Annotated in this window: 16 protein-coding genes and 1 rRNA gene; 12 read left to right on the forward strand and 5 right to left on the reverse strand. The window is 42.1% G+C overall.

Annotation, left to right across the window (positions count from 1 at the left end):
• The first annotated feature begins 31 nt into the window (after positions 1-31).
• Positions 32-1,021, forward strand: coding sequence for a glycosyltransferase family 2 protein (locus AAGG74_RS22450; RefSeq protein WP_429677290.1), 990 nt, complete (start codon positions 32-34; stop codon positions 1,019-1,021).
• 68 nt (positions 1,022-1,089) lie between these two features.
• Positions 1,090-3,675, forward strand: coding sequence for a YfhO family protein (locus AAGG74_RS22455; RefSeq protein ID WP_429677291.1), 2,586 nt, complete (start codon positions 1,090-1,092; stop codon positions 3,673-3,675).
• Positions 3,676-3,858: 183 nt separating this feature from the next.
• Here the strand turns inward: AAGG74_RS22455 and AAGG74_RS22460 are convergent, their stop codons facing one another.
• Positions 3,859-4,842: a metal-dependent hydrolase gene (locus AAGG74_RS22460; protein ID WP_429677292.1), complete on the reverse strand. Its 984-nt coding sequence runs from the start codon at positions 4,840-4,842 to the stop codon at positions 3,859-3,861.
• Between the two features lie 216 nt (positions 4,843-5,058).
• Between AAGG74_RS22460 and mutY the strand changes: the two genes are divergently transcribed.
• Positions 5,059-6,168: an A/G-specific adenine glycosylase gene (gene mutY / locus AAGG74_RS22465; RefSeq protein WP_162102902.1), complete on the forward strand. Its 1,110-nt coding sequence runs from the start codon at positions 5,059-5,061 to the stop codon at positions 6,166-6,168.
• Positions 6,169-6,174: 6 nt separating this feature from the next.
• Here the strand turns inward: mutY and AAGG74_RS22470 are convergent, their stop codons facing one another.
• Positions 6,175-6,399 carry a hypothetical protein gene (locus AAGG74_RS22470; RefSeq protein WP_162102901.1) on the reverse strand — a complete coding sequence of 75 codons (225 nt, stop codon included), beginning with the start codon at positions 6,397-6,399 and terminating at the stop codon, positions 6,175-6,177.
• Between the two features lie 83 nt (positions 6,400-6,482).
• Between AAGG74_RS22470 and fabL the strand changes: the two genes are divergently transcribed.
• The 5 genes from fabL (at position 6,483) to AAGG74_RS22495 (ending at position 10,493) form a co-directional block, all read left to right on the forward strand.
• Positions 6,483-7,235 carry an enoyl-[acyl-carrier-protein] reductase FabL gene (gene fabL, locus AAGG74_RS22475; RefSeq protein WP_162102900.1) on the forward strand — a complete coding sequence of 251 codons (753 nt, stop codon included), beginning with the start codon at positions 6,483-6,485 and terminating at the stop codon, positions 7,233-7,235.
• 67 nt (positions 7,236-7,302) lie between these two features.
• Entirely contained in the window at positions 7,303-7,560 is a 258-nt protein-coding gene (sspE, locus tag AAGG74_RS22480; RefSeq protein WP_162102899.1) for a gamma type acid-soluble spore protein SspE, read from the forward strand.
• A 168-nt stretch (positions 7,561-7,728) separates the two neighbouring features.
• The gene (locus AAGG74_RS22485; protein WP_429677293.1) at positions 7,729-7,989 is read left to right on the forward strand and encodes a YgaB family protein; all 261 of its coding nucleotides are present in this window, start codon (positions 7,729-7,731) and stop codon (positions 7,987-7,989) included.
• A gap of 144 nt (positions 7,990-8,133) precedes the next feature.
• Positions 8,134-8,664 (forward strand): nucleoside tri-diphosphate phosphatase, encoded by a 531-nt coding sequence (gene ntdP / locus AAGG74_RS22490; RefSeq protein WP_075749749.1) that lies wholly within the window; start codon positions 8,134-8,136, stop codon positions 8,662-8,664.
• Positions 8,665-8,750: 86 nt separating this feature from the next.
• Positions 8,751-10,493, forward strand: a complete 1,743-nt coding sequence (locus AAGG74_RS22495; protein WP_162102896.1) for an ABC transporter ATP-binding protein — start codon at positions 8,751-8,753, stop codon at positions 10,491-10,493.
• 73 nt (positions 10,494-10,566) lie between these two features.
• On the opposite strand, the gene AAGG74_RS22500 is transcribed toward AAGG74_RS22495, so the two are convergent.
• Together AAGG74_RS22500 and AAGG74_RS22505 are read right to left on the reverse strand one after the other, a co-directional pair.
• Positions 10,567-11,628 (reverse strand): aromatic acid exporter family protein, encoded by a 1,062-nt coding sequence (locus tag AAGG74_RS22500; protein WP_162102895.1) that lies wholly within the window; start codon positions 11,626-11,628, stop codon positions 10,567-10,569.
• 222 nt (positions 11,629-11,850) lie between these two features.
• Positions 11,851-13,140 (reverse strand): glutamate-1-semialdehyde 2,1-aminomutase, encoded by a 1,290-nt coding sequence (locus AAGG74_RS22505; RefSeq protein WP_162102894.1) that lies wholly within the window; start codon positions 13,138-13,140, stop codon positions 11,851-11,853.
• A gap of 152 nt (positions 13,141-13,292) precedes the next feature.
• Here AAGG74_RS22505 and bcp point away from each other — a divergent pair, with 152 nt between their 5' ends.
• Both bcp and perR read left to right on the forward strand, forming a co-directional pair.
• The gene (bcp, locus tag AAGG74_RS22510) at positions 13,293-13,766 is read left to right on the forward strand and encodes a thioredoxin-dependent thiol peroxidase (protein WP_225493968.1); all 474 of its coding nucleotides are present in this window, start codon (positions 13,293-13,295) and stop codon (positions 13,764-13,766) included.
• Positions 13,767-13,898: 132 nt separating this feature from the next.
• Positions 13,899-14,336 (forward strand): peroxide-responsive transcriptional repressor PerR, encoded by a 438-nt coding sequence (gene perR, locus AAGG74_RS22515; RefSeq protein ID WP_003223285.1) that lies wholly within the window; start codon positions 13,899-13,901, stop codon positions 14,334-14,336.
• A gap of 33 nt (positions 14,337-14,369) precedes the next feature.
• On the opposite strand, the gene AAGG74_RS22520 is transcribed toward perR, so the two are convergent.
• Entirely contained in the window at positions 14,370-14,723 is a 354-nt protein-coding gene (locus AAGG74_RS22520) for a YgzB family protein (protein ID WP_162102892.1), read from the reverse strand.
• A 208-nt stretch (positions 14,724-14,931) separates the two neighbouring features.
• Between AAGG74_RS22520 and AAGG74_RS22525 the strand changes: the two genes are divergently transcribed.
• A complete protein-coding gene (locus tag AAGG74_RS22525) occupies positions 14,932-15,816 on the forward strand; it encodes a nucleotidyltransferase-like protein (RefSeq protein ID WP_225493967.1) in 885 nt (294 codons plus the stop codon).
• A gap of 287 nt (positions 15,817-16,103) precedes the next feature.
• Positions 16,104-16,173, forward strand: a 16S ribosomal RNA gene (locus AAGG74_RS22530); the annotation flags it as partial.

The raw sequence follows: 16,173 nt of genomic DNA on the forward strand, positions 1-16,173 counted from the left end.
TTAAATAGAATAAAAAGAAGAAGGTGCCTTAATGAAGCAAGGATTAATCTCGATTATCATTCCGTCTTACAATGAAGGAGATAATATCAAACTCATTCATGAATCTTTGCAAAAGGAATTCAAGACCATTCCTTATGACTATGAAATTTTCTTCATAAACGACGGAAGTGTTGATGACACGCTTCAGCAGATCAAAGATTTGGCAGCCGTATGCAGCAAGGTGAAATACATATCTTTCTCTCGAAACTTCGGCAAAGAAGCCGCAATTCTGGCTGGCTTTGAGCATGTTCAAGGCGAGGCGGTCATCGTAATGGACGCTGATCTGCAGCATCCAACCTATTTGCTGAAAGAATTTATCAAAGGCTATGAAGAAGGCTATGATCAAGTCATTGCCCAAAGAAACCGAAAAGGAGACAACCCTGTCCGCTCACTCCTCTCATCTCTGTATTACAAGTTCATTAATAAAGCAGTGGAGGTGGATCTGCGTGACGGTGTCGGAGACTTCCGGCTGTTAAGCCGACAAGCAGTGGACGCTCTTTTGAAACTGAGCGAAGGCAACCGCTTCTCCAAGGGTTTATTTTGCTGGATTGGATTCGATCAAAAAATTGTGTTTTATGAAAATGTCGAACGAAAAAATGGCACATCCAAATGGTCGTTCAGCAGTCTGTTTAACTATGGAATGGACGGCGTCGTTTCATTTAACCATAAGCCGCTGAGAATATGCTTTTATACCGGCATTTTCATTTTGCTGCTTTCCGTCATTTATATCATTGCCACATTCGTTAAAATTTTGACAAACGGCATTTCTGTGCCTGGCTATTTCACCATTATCTCAGCAGTATTATTTCTCGGCGGAGTACAGCTGCTAAGTCTCGGCATCATAGGCGAATACATCGGCCGAATCTATTATGAAACAAAAAAACGCCCGCATTATTTGATTAAAGAAGCGAATATCACGAACAAAGACCTGCCTGAAACCAAAGAATTGAAAAGCATGCGGCGTCTGACAAAAATGCACTGAATATGTAAGCGCTATTGCCAGTGCTTTTTTGTATGTCCACTATCTAAAAGCAAGACTGGAGAATTTATATGAAAAGAAAATATGTCATGATTTATGCGGCCAGTCTGCTTGTTTCCATTCTGGCACACGCTTTTTTTGTGAAAGAATGGGCAGACGGCAGGTATATGACAGGCCCGGGTGACGGGCTTGCACAAATGATTGTATTTAAAAAATTATTATTTGACCAATACACACACTTGAATTTTTTCTATCAATATTCATTCGGACTCGGCGGCGGCACATTCAGTCAGCTCGGCTATTATTTTTCTGCTTCCTTTTTGTTTCTTGTTGTATCCGCCGGCGTCTGGCTTCTTCAAGCGATCCAGCTGATCGGAGAAGCGGATACGCTTTTTTGGGCGGAGTCAGCTGTTTTTGTCAGTATTTTTAAACTGAGTTTAATCATCTTTACAGCTGCATCTGTTTTCCACTACCTTCTCAAACATAGAGCGGCTTCGTTTACGGGGGCTGTGTTATACGGTGTCTCGATCATTTATTTCCGCCACGAAGCATATTGGGAATTCTTTACCGATACGATGATTTGGCTCCCGCTGCTTGTGCTCGGAGCAGAAAAAATCATGAGAGAGCGTCGTCCGGCATGGTTTATCATTGCGTGCGCGCTAACGTTAATCAATAATTTTTACTTTGCATACATAAACCTTATATTCATCGGAATCTACGTGCTATTCAGATGGCTGATCAGACTGGAAAAGCATGAAGAGAAAAGATGGATCCAATTCAGAATGTTTTTGGTTTCAGGCCTTATTTCCTTTGGTATCAGTACGGCGGCATTTGTGCCGGTGGTATATGGTTATTTAAACAACCTGCGTCCCCCGTACAGCCAGAAAATCGAGTGGCTCAATTTCGATGATAATATCTTATTTTCGAGCCGGATTATCATTTTGCCGGCAGCCTTTCTGCTGTTTTTGTTTATTGTTTCTTTTTACAAAAACCGTGTGTTTCGACTCTTTGCCGGGGTGAGCCTGTTATTTATTCTTTTTCACTTCAGCCCGTATGCGGCAAGTGTGTTTAACGGCTTTTCCGCCCCGCAAAACCGGTTTGAATATGTTCTGGCATTTACCATTGCGGGGGCAGCCGCAGCGGGCCTGTCACAGCTGTCTAAATTGAAATGGAAAGAATTGCTCCCGGCCATAGCTGTTGTTCTGCTTCTTTACATGTATCATATCCACAGGTATGAGCTGGATATATGGGAGACTGCGAATAAAAGCATTCTATTGCTCTTATTCCTGACAATCGCAGCTTTGTTTGCTGCGGGCTTCACGAAAAAATGGGCGAAAGCAGCTGTATACGGTGTAGTTATTCTTTCTTCACTGTTTATCGCCAACATCTATCAAAAATACGCGCTCTCAGAAGGAGGCGGTTTGGATAGTGTGACAAAAGCATATCTCACGGGTGAGGAATACAAAGGGCAAGAAGCTTCTGAGCTCATCAGGCGATTACAGAAGGAAGATGATGATCCGCTCATGAGAATTGACTGGATGAATGGTGTCTTTAATAATACGCCAATCATTTACGGGTTTAATGGAGTCAGCGCCTATTCAAGCATTTTGAACAAACATCTGCTGACCTTCTATTGGAATGATTTGAGCATCGACATGGGGAGAGAAAGCGTCAGCCGTTATGCGTCATTCGGAGACAGGGCGAATTTATACAGCCTGCTTTACGGCAAATATTACATGACGGAAAAAACAAATGAAGCCAACGTCCCGTATGGCTTCAAAAAGCATGCGGAATCAGAGCGTTATGTCATTTATGAAAATCAATACATGCTTCCTTTTGTCAAAACAGCTGATGTCTTATACAGCGAAAGCGAGCTGGACAAACGACCCGCTCTTGCGAAAGAACAGGCCATGCTGAAAGGAATTGTGTTAGCAGATCCGTCAGAAAAAACGGAGCAGGCGCCAAAACTGGCCAATTTGATTCGTAAGTCGGATATCACCGCAAAACATGCTCAGTATCAAAACGGACTGCTCACTGTAACTGGAGAAAACGGAGGAGAACTGATCATCACTCCGGAAGAGGCTTCATCCGCTCCGGGAGACTACTATGTCAGCTTTTATTTGAAAAGCAAAGCAAAAGACAAAGGATTTACACTAAAGGTCAATGATTATGTCACAACGAGGAAATCGAACCAATCAATTTATAAAACAGGAGTAAACGATATCACAGTCAGAGTGCCTAAATCAGACCATATCTCAATCAAGCTTCCAAAAGGGGCGTATGAGCTGAAAAACATAGCACTCTATGAAGAAAACTACAGCACACTGAAAAGCGCAGTGCTGCAAAACAACACAGACAAAGCAGACAATCTGAAATGGGATAAAAATAAGCTGACATTTGCATATCATCTGTCAAAAGACCAGTACATCATGCTTCCGATTCCTTATGAAAAAGGCTGGGAGCTGAAGATTAACGGGAAACCACAGACGCTCGAAAAAGCGGATTATGCTTTTCTAGGTTTCAAGGCGCAAAAGGGAGACAATCACATTGAGCTGGTTTACTATCCGCCATACTTTAAAATATCAATGATGCTCACTCTCGTCAGTCTGCTGATTGCTATTATATATATTAGACGAAAAAAGCCAGGCTCTAAATAGAGCCTGGCTCAGCGTGTCGACAAACCCTCGCATTCGTTGTCAGGCCTGCGCGTTGGTGTTCGCGAATGATAACATTCGCTCCGCTCCTCCTAGACTTCAAGGGTTTTCAATCCCGCTAAGATAAAGATGTCAAAATCCTAAAATGAAAAGTTTTAGGATTTTGACAACAATTAAAGCCAGGCTCTAAACAGAGCTGAGCTTTAATTTTTTCTGAAGCTTTTCTTCGCTGAATATCCATCCTGTATAAGACGACCGAATCGTGAGATCATGGCCGATATGAACGATAGCGACAAACGGGTAATGGCCTTTGCTGCGATAACGCAGGTCTATAAACCTTACCTCGTAATGATCTTTAAACGTATCGACTTCCCACCGGTAAACTGGAGAAAATGACAGAAACGCCGCAATGTTATCATCCTGCTTTGCCGCATGCATCACGTCGGTTTCAGGAACAGGCACCCGATTAAATGTATCCAGAATTACGACGTGCCCTTCCATGCTTCTTCCCACATAAAAAGCATGGGCTGTCGTTACGGCGATCCGCCATTGCCTGAATTTCATCGTCGGTGAAATAATAATATTTTCAATCTCATCATGAATCATCTCACGAAGCTTCCGTTTAATTCTCAGCTGCATGATCAGGCGTACCAAATAATAGCCTGCCAATATGATATATAAGCTGAGAAACGTAATGCCGGGATTGCCCCCTGCATACCAAACCGCGATAGCAGCCAGGTGGCTGATAAAAATAAACGGATCAAACGTATTAATCAGACCGAGCGCAACCCATTTTTTCGAAAATGGACGTATCGCTTGCGTTCCGTACGCATTGAAAATATCAACAAAGACATGCAGTACGACCGCCAGCAGCGTCCACAGCCACAGGTGCAGAAAATTGGACTCTGGATAAAATACATGCAAAATTGCCGGAATAATGACAGACCAAAACAAAACGGCGGGAATGGAATGGGTAAACCCTCTGTGATTTCTTATATAAACAGCATTGTTTTTAAGCTTTAACACAGTATCAATATCTGGAGCTTGAGAGCCTGCAATCGTTGCGATCATAACAGCATGAGCCATTGCTGGATCTGATCCGGCAACAGGGTCCAGTGTTGCAATACCGCCAAGTGCAATGCCCATCACGACATGTGTGCCTGTATCCATAGGTGACCTCCTTGCAGGAATGCCCTGCACATTCACTTTTGTAAGGTATTCCCCGTTTTCATATACCCCATTTTCAAATCGATTCAATCGTTCTCATATATTTCTGCTTTTTCTTTACTTCTATTTAATGTAACATATTATCGTACTGTGCCCTTAGTGTACAACAAAAAACAGTCTAAAGAAAAGCGGGGCGCGAAAGACTGGGGAGAAACACATATGAACGTACTTGAAGACAAATTAAAACAAAAAGACATACAGCAATTTCGCGATGATCTCATCTCATGGTTCGAACGGGAACAGCGCGTACTTCCGTGGAGAGAGGATCAAGATCCATATAAAGTGTGGGTATCTGAAGTCATGCTGCAGCAAACGAGAGTAGAAACAGTAATTCCATACTTTCTGCGGTTTGTGGAGCAATTTCCGACAGTGGAAACACTCGCTGATGCTGATGAAGAAAAGGTGCTGAAAGCATGGGAGGGTCTCGGCTATTATTCACGAGTCAGAAATCTGCAAAGCGCTGTAAAAGAAGTGAAACAGGAGTATGGCGGCGTTGTCCCTTCAGAAGAGAAAGCGTTTGGCGGCTTAAAAGGCGTCGGCCCTTATACAAAGGGAGCGGTGCTCAGTATCGCCTACAATAAACCTATTCCTGCGGTTGACGGAAATGTGATGCGTGTCATGTCCAGAATTCTTTCTATTTGGGATGATATTGCCAAACCAAAAACAAGAACGGTCTTTGAAGACGCGATCCGTGCATTCATTTCCAAAGAAAAACCATCTGAATTCAATCAAGGTCTAATGGAGCTAGGAGCCTTGATTTGTACGCCAAAATCGCCGTCATGCCTTCTATGCCCGGTTCAGCAGCACTGCTCAGCATTTGAAGAAGGCACTGAACAGGAGCTTCCGGTAAAAAGCAAAAAGAAAAAACCCGGGGTCAAAACAATGGCCGCGATCGTACTGACGGATGAAGACGGACAAGTGTATATACACAAGCGGCCGTCAAAAGGTTTGCTCGCCAACCTATGGGAATTCCCTAATCTTGAAACACAAAAAGGAATCAAAACCGAGCGTGAACAGCTCACTGCATTTTTAGAAAATGAACATGGGATAAAAGCTGATATCAGTGATCTGCAAGGTATTGTGGAACACGTTTTCACCCACCTTGTATGGAATATTTCTGTATTTTTCGGTAAAGTAAAACAAGTGTCGGATGCCAAAGAGCTGAAAAAAGTATCGAAAGAAGAGCTTGAACAGTTTGCGTTCCCAGTATCACATCAAAAAATCTGGAAAATGGCAGTGGAAGCAGCCGCGGACTCGGCTGCTCCGTAAACATGTTTAATCGTAGGAAACGCGCGTGCCATGGGTGTAGTCGGCTTCATTGCGCTTCATTCCGCCGCGCGCTTCAATTTCTTGCGTTAATTCCCGATATTTTGATTGGCCTTCTTCGTTCAAATAAGGCATAATTTGCTGAAAGGCATGATGAAAATAGGCGAGCTCACTGTTCTTCCAATCTTCTTTGGAAACCATGTTTAATTCGCTCATATCACGTCCGACATACATAACAGAAGACCCCCTTTTTCAGTTCTTGCCATTATTGTTTGTGGAAATAAAAGAACTATACGCTATAAGGAGATGAGGAAAAAATGGAACAAAATAAATGTGCACTCATAACAGGAAGCAGCCGCGGTGTCGGAAAAGCAGCCGCGATGAGACTAGCTGAGAACGGCTATAACATTGTCATTAACTATGCCCGCAGCAAAAAAGCAGCTTTGGAAACAGCGGAAGAAATCGAAAAGCTGGGTGTCAAAGTGCTTGTCGTAAAAGCAAATGTAGGCCAGCCGGCAAAAATCAAAGAAATGTTTCAGCAAATTGATGAAACATTCGGCAGACTTGATGTGTTTGTCAATAATGCGGCTTCAGGCGTTCTGAGACCTGTCATGGAACTAGAAGAAACACATTGGGACTGGACCATGAACATTAACGCGAAAGCTTTGCTTTTCTGTGCTCAAGAAGCGGCCAAGCTAATGGAAAAGAACGGAGGCGGGCATATCGTCAGCATCAGTTCACTAGGTTCGATCCGCTATCTTGAAAACTATACGACAGTGGGCGTATCAAAAGCGGCATTAGAAGCTTTAACCCGTTATCTTGCGGTTGAGCTTTCACCAAAACAAATTATCGTCAATGCCGTATCAGGCGGAGCGATTGATACAGATGCTCTCAAACACTTCCCGAACAGAGAGGATCTGCTTGAGGATGCACGTCAAAACACGCCGGCGGGACGTATGGTTGAAATTAAAGACATGGTTGATACTGTTGAATTTTTAGTGTCTTCCAAGGCTGACATGATCCGCGGACAGACAATTATCGTTGACGGAGGACGCTCACTGCTCGTTTAAAAATTTTAAAAAAGAGGAATAGCCGTACGATCACCTGCACATTCTAATGACCGTGGAGGTGATAACAATGGCTAACTCAAATAATTTCAGCAAAACAAACGCACAACAAGTCAAAAAACAAAATCAACAATCAGCTGCTGGTCAAGGTCAATTCGGCACTGAATTTGCTAGTGAAACAAACGCTCAGCAAGTCAGAAAACAAAACCAGCAATCAGCTGCCGGCCAACAAGGTCAATTCGGCACTGAATTCGCTAGCGAAACGAACGCTCAGCAGGTTAGACAGCAAAACCAATCTGCTGAACAAAACAAACAACAAAACAGCTAATCACTGAAACAGAAAAAAGCACTTCATCTTCAGATGAAGTGCTTTTTTCGTTTGTAAAACGACAAAACTTGTGAAAGGTCTACAGAATGTGTCAAAGGGTTTACCTGGTTGGAATCGAATGATTAAAGGAGGGACGTTTATACTTTCACCAGGCTGAAGGAGGAACCGATGACGGAATTTGAAAAGCTGGTATGTGAACAAATGAAGACGATGGACAAGCTTCTCGAGCTCCAATCAGAGCTCGACCGCTGCAAACAAATTGAAGCAGAACTTCGGCATTTGGAAAGGGACGCAAGGCTGCGGGGAATTCAGGCTGAGATTGCGGTAAAACGGAAACATCTTGCTGATATACAGGATATGTTTCAAAAGCAGACAGAGCAGGTAATTCGTTCATATCGCAACTCAGAAAAGCCATCTTCCTTTGTGTAGAACAGGAATGTGCCATTCCCCGGCCGGAATGGCTCTTTTATTTTCATTTTTTAATTTGTAACGTTATAATAGGTAAAAGACGTTGTCGGTAAGCAAATTTGGACATACTACCTTGTAGGGCTTTATAGAAAGTAGGGGAGAAATATGGGCTATCCCAAGGAAGGAGAAACCATTCAGATTCACAGCTATAAGCATAACGGGCTGATTCATAGAATTTGGAATGAAACAACAATCTTAAAAAGTACAGAAATGTGTGTCATCGGAGCCAATGACCGGACGATGGTAACTGAATCAGACGGCCGGACATGGATAACAAGAGAGCCCGCAATCTGTTATTTTCATGCAAGACAATGGTTTAATGTCATTGGGATGTTGAGGGAAGACGGGGTTCATTACTATTGCAATATCAGTTCTCCGTTTGCCTATGATGGCGAAGCAATTAAATATATTGATTATGACTTAGATGTTAAGGTTTTTCCTGATATGACGTACAATATTCTCGATGAAGACGAATATGACGATCATCGGAAAGCCATGAACTACCCGAAAGAAATCGACAGTATTTTAAGAGACTACTTAAACACGCTGCTTCACTGGATTCACCAGCGTCAGGGACCATTTGCGCCAGAGTTTGTCGATATGTGGTATGAACGGTATTTACACTATACAAAATAATAGTTACGTAAAAACCTGTTGCGGGGTACAACAGGTTTTTCACATGGACTCACACTTACATCATGAGAAAGAGAGGGGGAAACAACGTGGGGGTTATGAAACGATATATGCAATTCGTCAAACCTTATAGGAAGCAAATTTTCATTACAGTATTAATCGGAATTGTAAAATTCTCCATTCCGCTTGCTCTCCCATTGCTTCTTAAGTACGTCGTTGACGATATTATCCAAGGAGGCGGAACGGCCAGCGGCAAAACAACGTCATTGTTCACCATTATGGCGATTATGTTCGCCTTATTTTTAATTTTGCGCCCGCCTGTTGAATATTATCGCCAATATTTTGCCCAGTGGACAGCCAGCAAGGTGCTCTACGATATAAGAGCCAAGCTGTTCAGCCATATACAGAAACTAAGTCTTCGTTTTTATGCGAATACAAGAACAGGGGAAATTATTTCCCGAGTGATCAATGATGTGGAACAAACAAAAGATTTTGTTATCACAGGTTTGATGAATATATGGCTTGATATGCTGACGATTTTGATTGTGATCTCTATCATGCTGACACTGGACATTAAATTGACACTGATCTCAATCGTTTTATTCCCATTATACGGCATATCAGTGAAGTATTTTTACGGCCGTTTAAGAAAGCTGACAAGGGAGCGCTCGCAGGCGCTTGCTCAAGTGCAGGGGCATTTACACGAGCGCATTCAAGGCATGCCGGTCATCAGAAGCTTTGCAATAGAGGATCATGAACAAGCTAATTTTAATGAGAAAAACAGCCATTTCTTAGATAAAGCCATCAGCCACACGAATTGGAATGCCAAAACCTTTGCAGTCGTCAATACCATTACAGATTTGGCGCCGCTCATCGTGATTGCATGCGCAGGCTATTTTGTCATTAATGGACCGCTGACAGTCGGAACAATGGTCGCTTTTGTCGGATATATTGACCGAATGTACAATCCTGTGAGAAGGCTGATTAATTCTTCTACAACATTGACACAGTCCATCGCATCAATGGACAGGGTGTTTGAATTTATTGACGAGCCATATGAACTCACTGATAAACCAAATGCTATTAAAGCTGACCAAATCCGCGGAGAAGTGGAATTTCAAAACGTATCATTTCAATATGAAAAAGAAAAAGACAACATTCTTCATAATGTCTCTTTAAAAGTAAATAAAGGAGAAACCGTAGCCCTTGTCGGCATGAGCGGAGGAGGCAAATCAACACTCGTCAGTCTGATCCCGAGATTTTATGATGTCACAAGCGGCAGACTGATGATTGACGGGACTGATATTCGCGATTATGAAGCGAGAAGCCTTCGCAACCAGGTTGGCATGGTGCTTCAGGATACCTTTTTATTCAGCGAAACGATTCGGGAAAATATCGCAATCGGCAAACCTGATGCCACTCTTGACGAAATTATTGAAGCCGCCAAAGCTGCCAATGCCCATGAATTCATCATGAATTTTCCTGAAGGGTATGAGACTCGGGTGGGAGAAAGAGGCGTTAAGCTGTCAGGCGGACAAAAGCAGCGGATCTCAATCGCGCGGGTCTTTCTGAAAAATCCGCCGCTCCTTATTTTAGATGAAGCGACATCAGCTCTTGACCTGGAAAGTGAGCATTACATTCAAGAAGCAATGGACAAACTGGCGAAGGACAGAACAACTTTTGTTGTCGCCCACCGTCTATCGACGATCACACATGCGGATAAGATTGTCGTTATGGAAAACGGCACAATCATCGAAATCGGAAGCCATGATGAACTCATGGACTATGACAGCCAGTACAAGCACTTATTTACCATTCAAAACTTGAGCTGAACCTCAATCTTATATCCTTTTAACGAAGGATATAAGATTTTTTTGTATATAAAAACCCGGCTTGATAGCCGGGTTACTCTTCTGTTTCTATTTCACAGTCTTTCGGATGATACGTTTGAAAACTCGTGATGAGTGTTTCCAAATGTTCAAGCTGCTCGCGATATTCTACAGCACTTGCCATAATATTAAGCATGTTGTAATCAATAAGCTCATCATCCGTATTTTGCTGATTTTTTAAAAATGATTTTGTTAAAAGCTGTTTATATTGAATGCCTTCTCCATCTGTGTCATCATGCGGCTTAATTTTGCCGACAAACCGCATCAAAATCAGCTCATGCCAGTACAACAGGTAATCAAGCTCTTCAGTCAGTGTTTCTTGAAACTCTTCCGGCATATGATAGATGTCGTTTTCCAGACGATGCAGCTTCTTCAATGTATCAAGCGCCCGGTTTGCTGTGATAATAGCCTGCCTGAACAGGACAAGCTTTCTAGATTTCACATAAGTCGTTTTCTTAAAATAGCTTCTTTCTTCTTTATATAGCAGATATGTCTGATCAAGCTTGATCATTTTTTCTTTCAGTTTTTCAATATCCTCTTTTAAAATCGAATGCTCTGTTGACTGTCGCATAGACAGTCTGATCCACTTCAAAATTTCTTCAGTGTTTTCGACGGTATTATGAATCAGCTTTGTTTCGTACTTAGGAGGCAAAAACACAAGATTGACGATAAAGGAAGAAAGCACCCCTAAGATAACTGTGCTTGTTCTGATCAGTGCGAACATCAAAAAGTCGTCACCGGCAGATTCCAAAATCGCAATGACTGTTACAAGAGCAATCGAAATAGTGTGTTCAATTTTAAGCTTCAGCATGATTGTAATGACAATAACAGCTGTCAGCCCGATCATAATTGGGCTGGGTCCGAAAATAAGGCCGAATAATGTGGCAATCACTGCTCCGATAATATTTGCTTGAACCTGATCAATAATAATAAGAAAAGAGCGGTAAATCGACGGTTGGATCGCAAATATCGCTGCAATCCCAGCAAAAATCGGCGCGGGAAGCCCGATCCACGAAGCCAAATAAAGGGCAAGTGTAATCGCAATCCCTGTTTTGAAAATGCGGGCACCAAGTTTCATTGGTTTGTGCGTGCATTCCTTTCTATAGTAAATTGTATGACATTCGTAGCAAATGGCTAATCCTTAAAATTCCCGGTTAGTTTATTTGCTAAACAATTAAGTAATATACAGGGATCAATCCAAATATTCAAGCTATTTTTCTAGAAAAGGACCAAAATCTTACACGAAATTTGAATTCGTAAAAAAACAGGAGCATAATGCTCCTGTCCTTGATGACTGATTCTAGTTCTTAAGATGTTTAAAAGCATCCTCCACTGCTGCAAGCGTGTCTTTAATATCCTGCTCTGTATGTGCGGTAGTAATAAACCAGGCTTCATATTTAGAAGGAGCTAAATTAACTCCGCGTTCCAGCATCAGCTTGAAAAATGTAGCAAATGTTTCGCCATCACTGCGTTCAGCCTGCTCGTAATTTTCGACTTTCTCATCAGAGAAATAAACCGTGAGCGCACCTTTTAAGCGGTTGACAGTAATCGTGATGCCGTGTGTTTCCGCGTGTTGTAAAATGCCTTCCTCAAGCATAGCGCCAAGATGATCGAGCTTTTCATACACGCCTTCCTCTTTGAGCACTTCCAGACAAGCGATGCCTGCTAGGATAGAAGCGGGGTTCCCGGCCATTGTTCCAGCCTGATAAGCCGGTCCGAGTGGAGCTACCTGCTCCATAATTTCTTTTTTACCGCCATAGGCGCCAATCGGAAGTCCGCCGCCGATAATTTTTCCGAGTGCTGTTAAATCTGGTTTCACTTGCAGAAGATCCTGCGCGCCGCCATACATAAAGCGAAAAGCCGTAATGACTTCATCGTAAATAACGAGGGCGCCTGCATCATGTGTCAGTTCATTCACTTTTTCTAAGAAGCCCTCTTTGGGCTCAACAATTCCGAAGTTGCCGACAATCGGTTCAACGAGAACCGCCGCGATTTCATTGCCCCATTTATCAAGTGCCGCTTTATAGCTTTCGATATCATTAAATGGAACTGTGATGACTTCATTTGCAATGCTTTTTGGTACACCGGCTGAGTCTGGTGTTCCGAGAGTAGATGGCCCGGAACCAGCAGCGACAAGCACTAGATCTGAATGTCCGTGATAACAGCCTGCAAATTTAATGATTTTTGTCCGTCCTGTATATGCGCGAGCTACACGGATCGTCGTCATAACAGCTTCTGTCCCCGAATTGACGAATCTTACTTTGTCCATAGCGGGAATGGCTTCTTTGAGCATCTTTGCAAATGTAACCTCGTGTTTCGTCGGTGTTCCATATAATACACCGTTCTCTGCCGCTTTTTTAATCGCTTCTGTAATGTGCGGGTGGGCATGTCCGGTAATGATCGGACCGTACGCCGCCAAATAATCGATGTATTTGTTGCCGTCCAGATCCCAAAAATAAGCGCCGTTTGCTTTTTCCATTGCGACGGGAGAACCGCCGCCGACTGCTTTATATGATCTAGACGGGCTGTTTACACCGCCGACAATGTGCTCTAATGCTTCGTTGTGAAGTTCAATTGATTTTGTATGCAAGAATAAAAACCTCCTATATCTCCATGCCTCCTTTCTATTGTAGCATGCTTCCATACAAGAACAATGGAATCAGGCTTAAGATGAAAGGAACGATGGTTGTAATCTGGACAAGAATTGGATACGCTTATTAAAAAAACATCGGAGGTAATGTAATGACTATTGAAATCGGACAAAAAGCGCCTGACCTTGAGTTGAAAGGCGACCATGGAAAAACAGTGAAATTATCGGATTATAAAGGAAAACATATTGTGCTTTATTTTTATCCAAAAGACATGACACCGGGATGCACAACTGAAGCATGCGATTTTCGGGACAGTCACGAAAGCTTTGCAGAACTTGATGCCGTCATTATCGGTGTCAGCCCGGACAGCCAGGAAAAACACGGAAAATTTAAAGAGAAGCATAACCTTCCTTTTCTGCTTCTTGTTGATGACGAGCATAAGCTGGCGGAAGCGTTTGACGTTTGGAAGCTGAAGAAGAACTTCGGAAAAGAATATATGGGAATTGAGCGCTCCACCTTTTTAATTGATAAAGAAGGCAGGCTCGTAAAAGAATGGAGAAAGGTAAAAGTAAAAGACCATGTAGCCGAAGCGCTTCAAACCCTCAAAGATATGTCGGAAAAATAAATTTTTCTATGATCCTCAAATGATATGATTACTTTTGCCTTGATATCAATTGACAAATTATCGTAGAAAGAGTTACACTAATTATAAACATTACAATGTAAGAATTTTTTTTAGAAGAGAGGTGCATGACGGATGGCTGCACATGAACTAAAAGAAGCCTTAGAAACGTTGAAGGAAACCGGAGTTCGCATCACTCCTCAACGTCATGCGATTCTGGAATATCTCGTTAACTCTATGGCTCATCCAACAGCGGACGATATATATAAAGCTCTGGAAGGGAAATTTCCTAACATGAGCGTAGCGACGGTATATAACAATTTGCGTGTGTTTCGGGAATCCGGTTTGGTAAAAGAGCTGACATACGGCGATGCTTCCAGCAGGTTCGATTTTGTCACATCCGATCACTATCACGCGATATGTGAAAACTGCGGTAAAATTGTGGACTTCCATTATCCGGGCCTTGACGAAGTGGAGCAGCTGGCTGCCCATGTCACGGGCTTCAAAGTAAGCCACCACCGTTTAGAAATTTACGGTGTCTGCCAAGAGTGTTCGAAAAAAGAAAACCATTAAAAATAAGCTGGCCGTCGAAACGGTCAGCTTATTTTATTTTGACATTTTCTTTTTATTATAAGACTCATCAAATTCTTTTCCTTCTAAGCCTTTATCTAAAGTCAGCGGCTCCCTGCAATGCATACACATATCTACTCTCCCTAAAATCTTTGTCTCCTTTTCACAGGCCGGGCATATGACACGAACCGCTTTGGTCGAAAGCATTCCAATCCAAAAGTAAACAATCGTGCTGAGACCGATGGATAAAAGCCCAAGTATCATAAACAAGCTGGATAGCAAAACTGACTCTTTGAAAAAAATCCCGATGTACATAATGATAAACCCAACGAAAACCAAACTTAATGCGAATGTTCTGATTTTATTAATTTTGCTGGAGTATTTCGCCATGTCCATCCCCCTTTGATGTAACTATAGCACAAACCTGATGGGATTTTCTTCATGTTTTCGATTGAACTTGAATTTACATATGGAGACTTTTTACGAAATTGTTTATAATAGTTCAATATGTTTAGAAAAAAGGAATTTCGTTTTCATCATAGAATTGAATCAATATAGAGAATAAAAAATTTTGAACAATTGCATTGGAGGAATAGTGATGGATAATCTTCTCCGTCCAATTTACCAAGAAAGAGCTAGTCATCCCAATACATTGGCTGTCATTATAATTGAGAGAAGAAACAAAACATCTTCTTTAACAGACAACTTTGATGCTGCTTTGCTGGTGATTGTAAAGGAGGCTGACGAGCCTGTTTTTATAAAGCATTATGAACTTGATCAAAAAACAGCTTCTTTACATGTGGTAACAGATTCTCAGATTCAAGAATGGATTTTGCTCGGCACCAATAGAAGAATCATAGATTGGGTTGTAAATGGTAGAGTTTTATTTGACCGTAACGAATACATAGTTGGACTGAGTGACAGGCTGAATACATTTCCGTTTGCTGAACGCAAACTGAAGATCGGACTCGAATACGGCAAATTAATAAGAAGATATATAGAAGGAAAAGCTTTTTTTGAAGCCAATCAATTTTTAGATGCCTACAATGCGATTGTTCACGCGCTGCATCATTTAGCGCGCATTGAAGTAATCGACAGGGGATTTCATCCGGAAACCACGGTATGGAGCCAAGTGCGCCAAATAGAGCCTCAAGTGTATAAGTTATATTCGGAGCTGATTGATAGTCACGAGAGCTTGGAAAAAAGACTCGAATTATTATTCTTAGCAAATGATTTTCTGATCAATTCCAAAGCTGAGATTGGTTCGGCTCATCTTTTCGAAGTGATGAAAGAAAAAGATATTTGGCAATTCGGTGAGCTTCTTCATCATCCGGATTTAAAGCATTTTACCCAAGACCTTGGCGTTATGCTTGATTACCTGACAGACAAAGGGCTTATCAACGTCTGCCAGATAGCAACGAAAGGGCAGGCTGTCTATCACCGAGGATATTCTTTCGAAAAAGATGTTGACTCTGATTCCTGACCATGATATATTATTAAACGTCGCTGATGCGCTTATGAAAAAACAAGCCCACAGCGGCGGAGAAATAAAATAAAAAACATTTGACAAAAGAAATCCAAAATGTTATATTAATAAAGTCGCTTCAACAAGAGGCGGAAATGATCTTTGAAAACTAAACAAGACAAAACGTACCTGTTAATTCAGATTTAAAAAAATCGCACAGTGATGTGCGTAGTCAGGGGCCTGCACGTTGCAGGTCATGCAGATGTTCTCACAGGATGTGATGAACTTAATCTGCGCTCCATTACTTCATGGAGAGTTTGATCCTGGCTCAGGACGAACGCTGGCGGCGTGCCTAATACATGCAAGTCGAGCGGA

This window comes from Bacillus mexicanus (genome assembly GCF_050445615.1).
GTDB lineage: Bacteria > Bacillota > Bacilli > Bacillales > Bacillaceae > Bacillus > Bacillus mexicanus.

Coding starts and splice junctions, on each gene's coding strand:
- AAGG74_RS22450 (WP_429677290.1), top strand. CDS start 32: ATGAAGCAAGGATTAATCTCGATTATCATTCCGTCTTACAATGAAGGA.
- AAGG74_RS22455 (WP_429677291.1), top strand. CDS start 1,090: ATGAAAAGAAAATATGTCATGATTTATGCGGCCAGTCTGCTTGTTTCC.
- AAGG74_RS22460 (WP_429677292.1), bottom strand. CDS start 4,842: ATGGATACAGGCACACATGTCGTGATGGGCATTGCACTTGGCGGTATT.
- mutY (WP_162102902.1), top strand. CDS start 5,059: ATGAACGTACTTGAAGACAAATTAAAACAAAAAGACATACAGCAATTT.
- AAGG74_RS22470 (WP_162102901.1), bottom strand. CDS start 6,399: ATGTATGTCGGACGTGATATGAGCGAATTAAACATGGTTTCCAAAGAA.
- fabL (WP_162102900.1), top strand. CDS start 6,483: ATGGAACAAAATAAATGTGCACTCATAACAGGAAGCAGCCGCGGTGTC.
- sspE (WP_162102899.1), top strand. CDS start 7,303: ATGGCTAACTCAAATAATTTCAGCAAAACAAACGCACAACAAGTCAAA.
- AAGG74_RS22485 (WP_429677293.1), top strand. CDS start 7,729: ATGACGGAATTTGAAAAGCTGGTATGTGAACAAATGAAGACGATGGAC.
- ntdP (WP_075749749.1), top strand. CDS start 8,134: ATGGGCTATCCCAAGGAAGGAGAAACCATTCAGATTCACAGCTATAAG.
- AAGG74_RS22500 (WP_162102895.1), bottom strand. CDS start 11,628: ATGAAACTTGGTGCCCGCATTTTCAAAACAGGGATTGCGATTACACTT.
- bcp (WP_225493968.1), top strand. CDS start 13,293: ATGACTATTGAAATCGGACAAAAAGCGCCTGACCTTGAGTTGAAAGGC.
- perR (WP_003223285.1), top strand. CDS start 13,899: ATGGCTGCACATGAACTAAAAGAAGCCTTAGAAACGTTGAAGGAAACC.
- AAGG74_RS22520 (WP_162102892.1), bottom strand. CDS start 14,723: ATGGCGAAATACTCCAGCAAAATTAATAAAATCAGAACATTCGCATTA.
- AAGG74_RS22525 (WP_225493967.1), top strand. CDS start 14,932: ATGGATAATCTTCTCCGTCCAATTTACCAAGAAAGAGCTAGTCATCCC.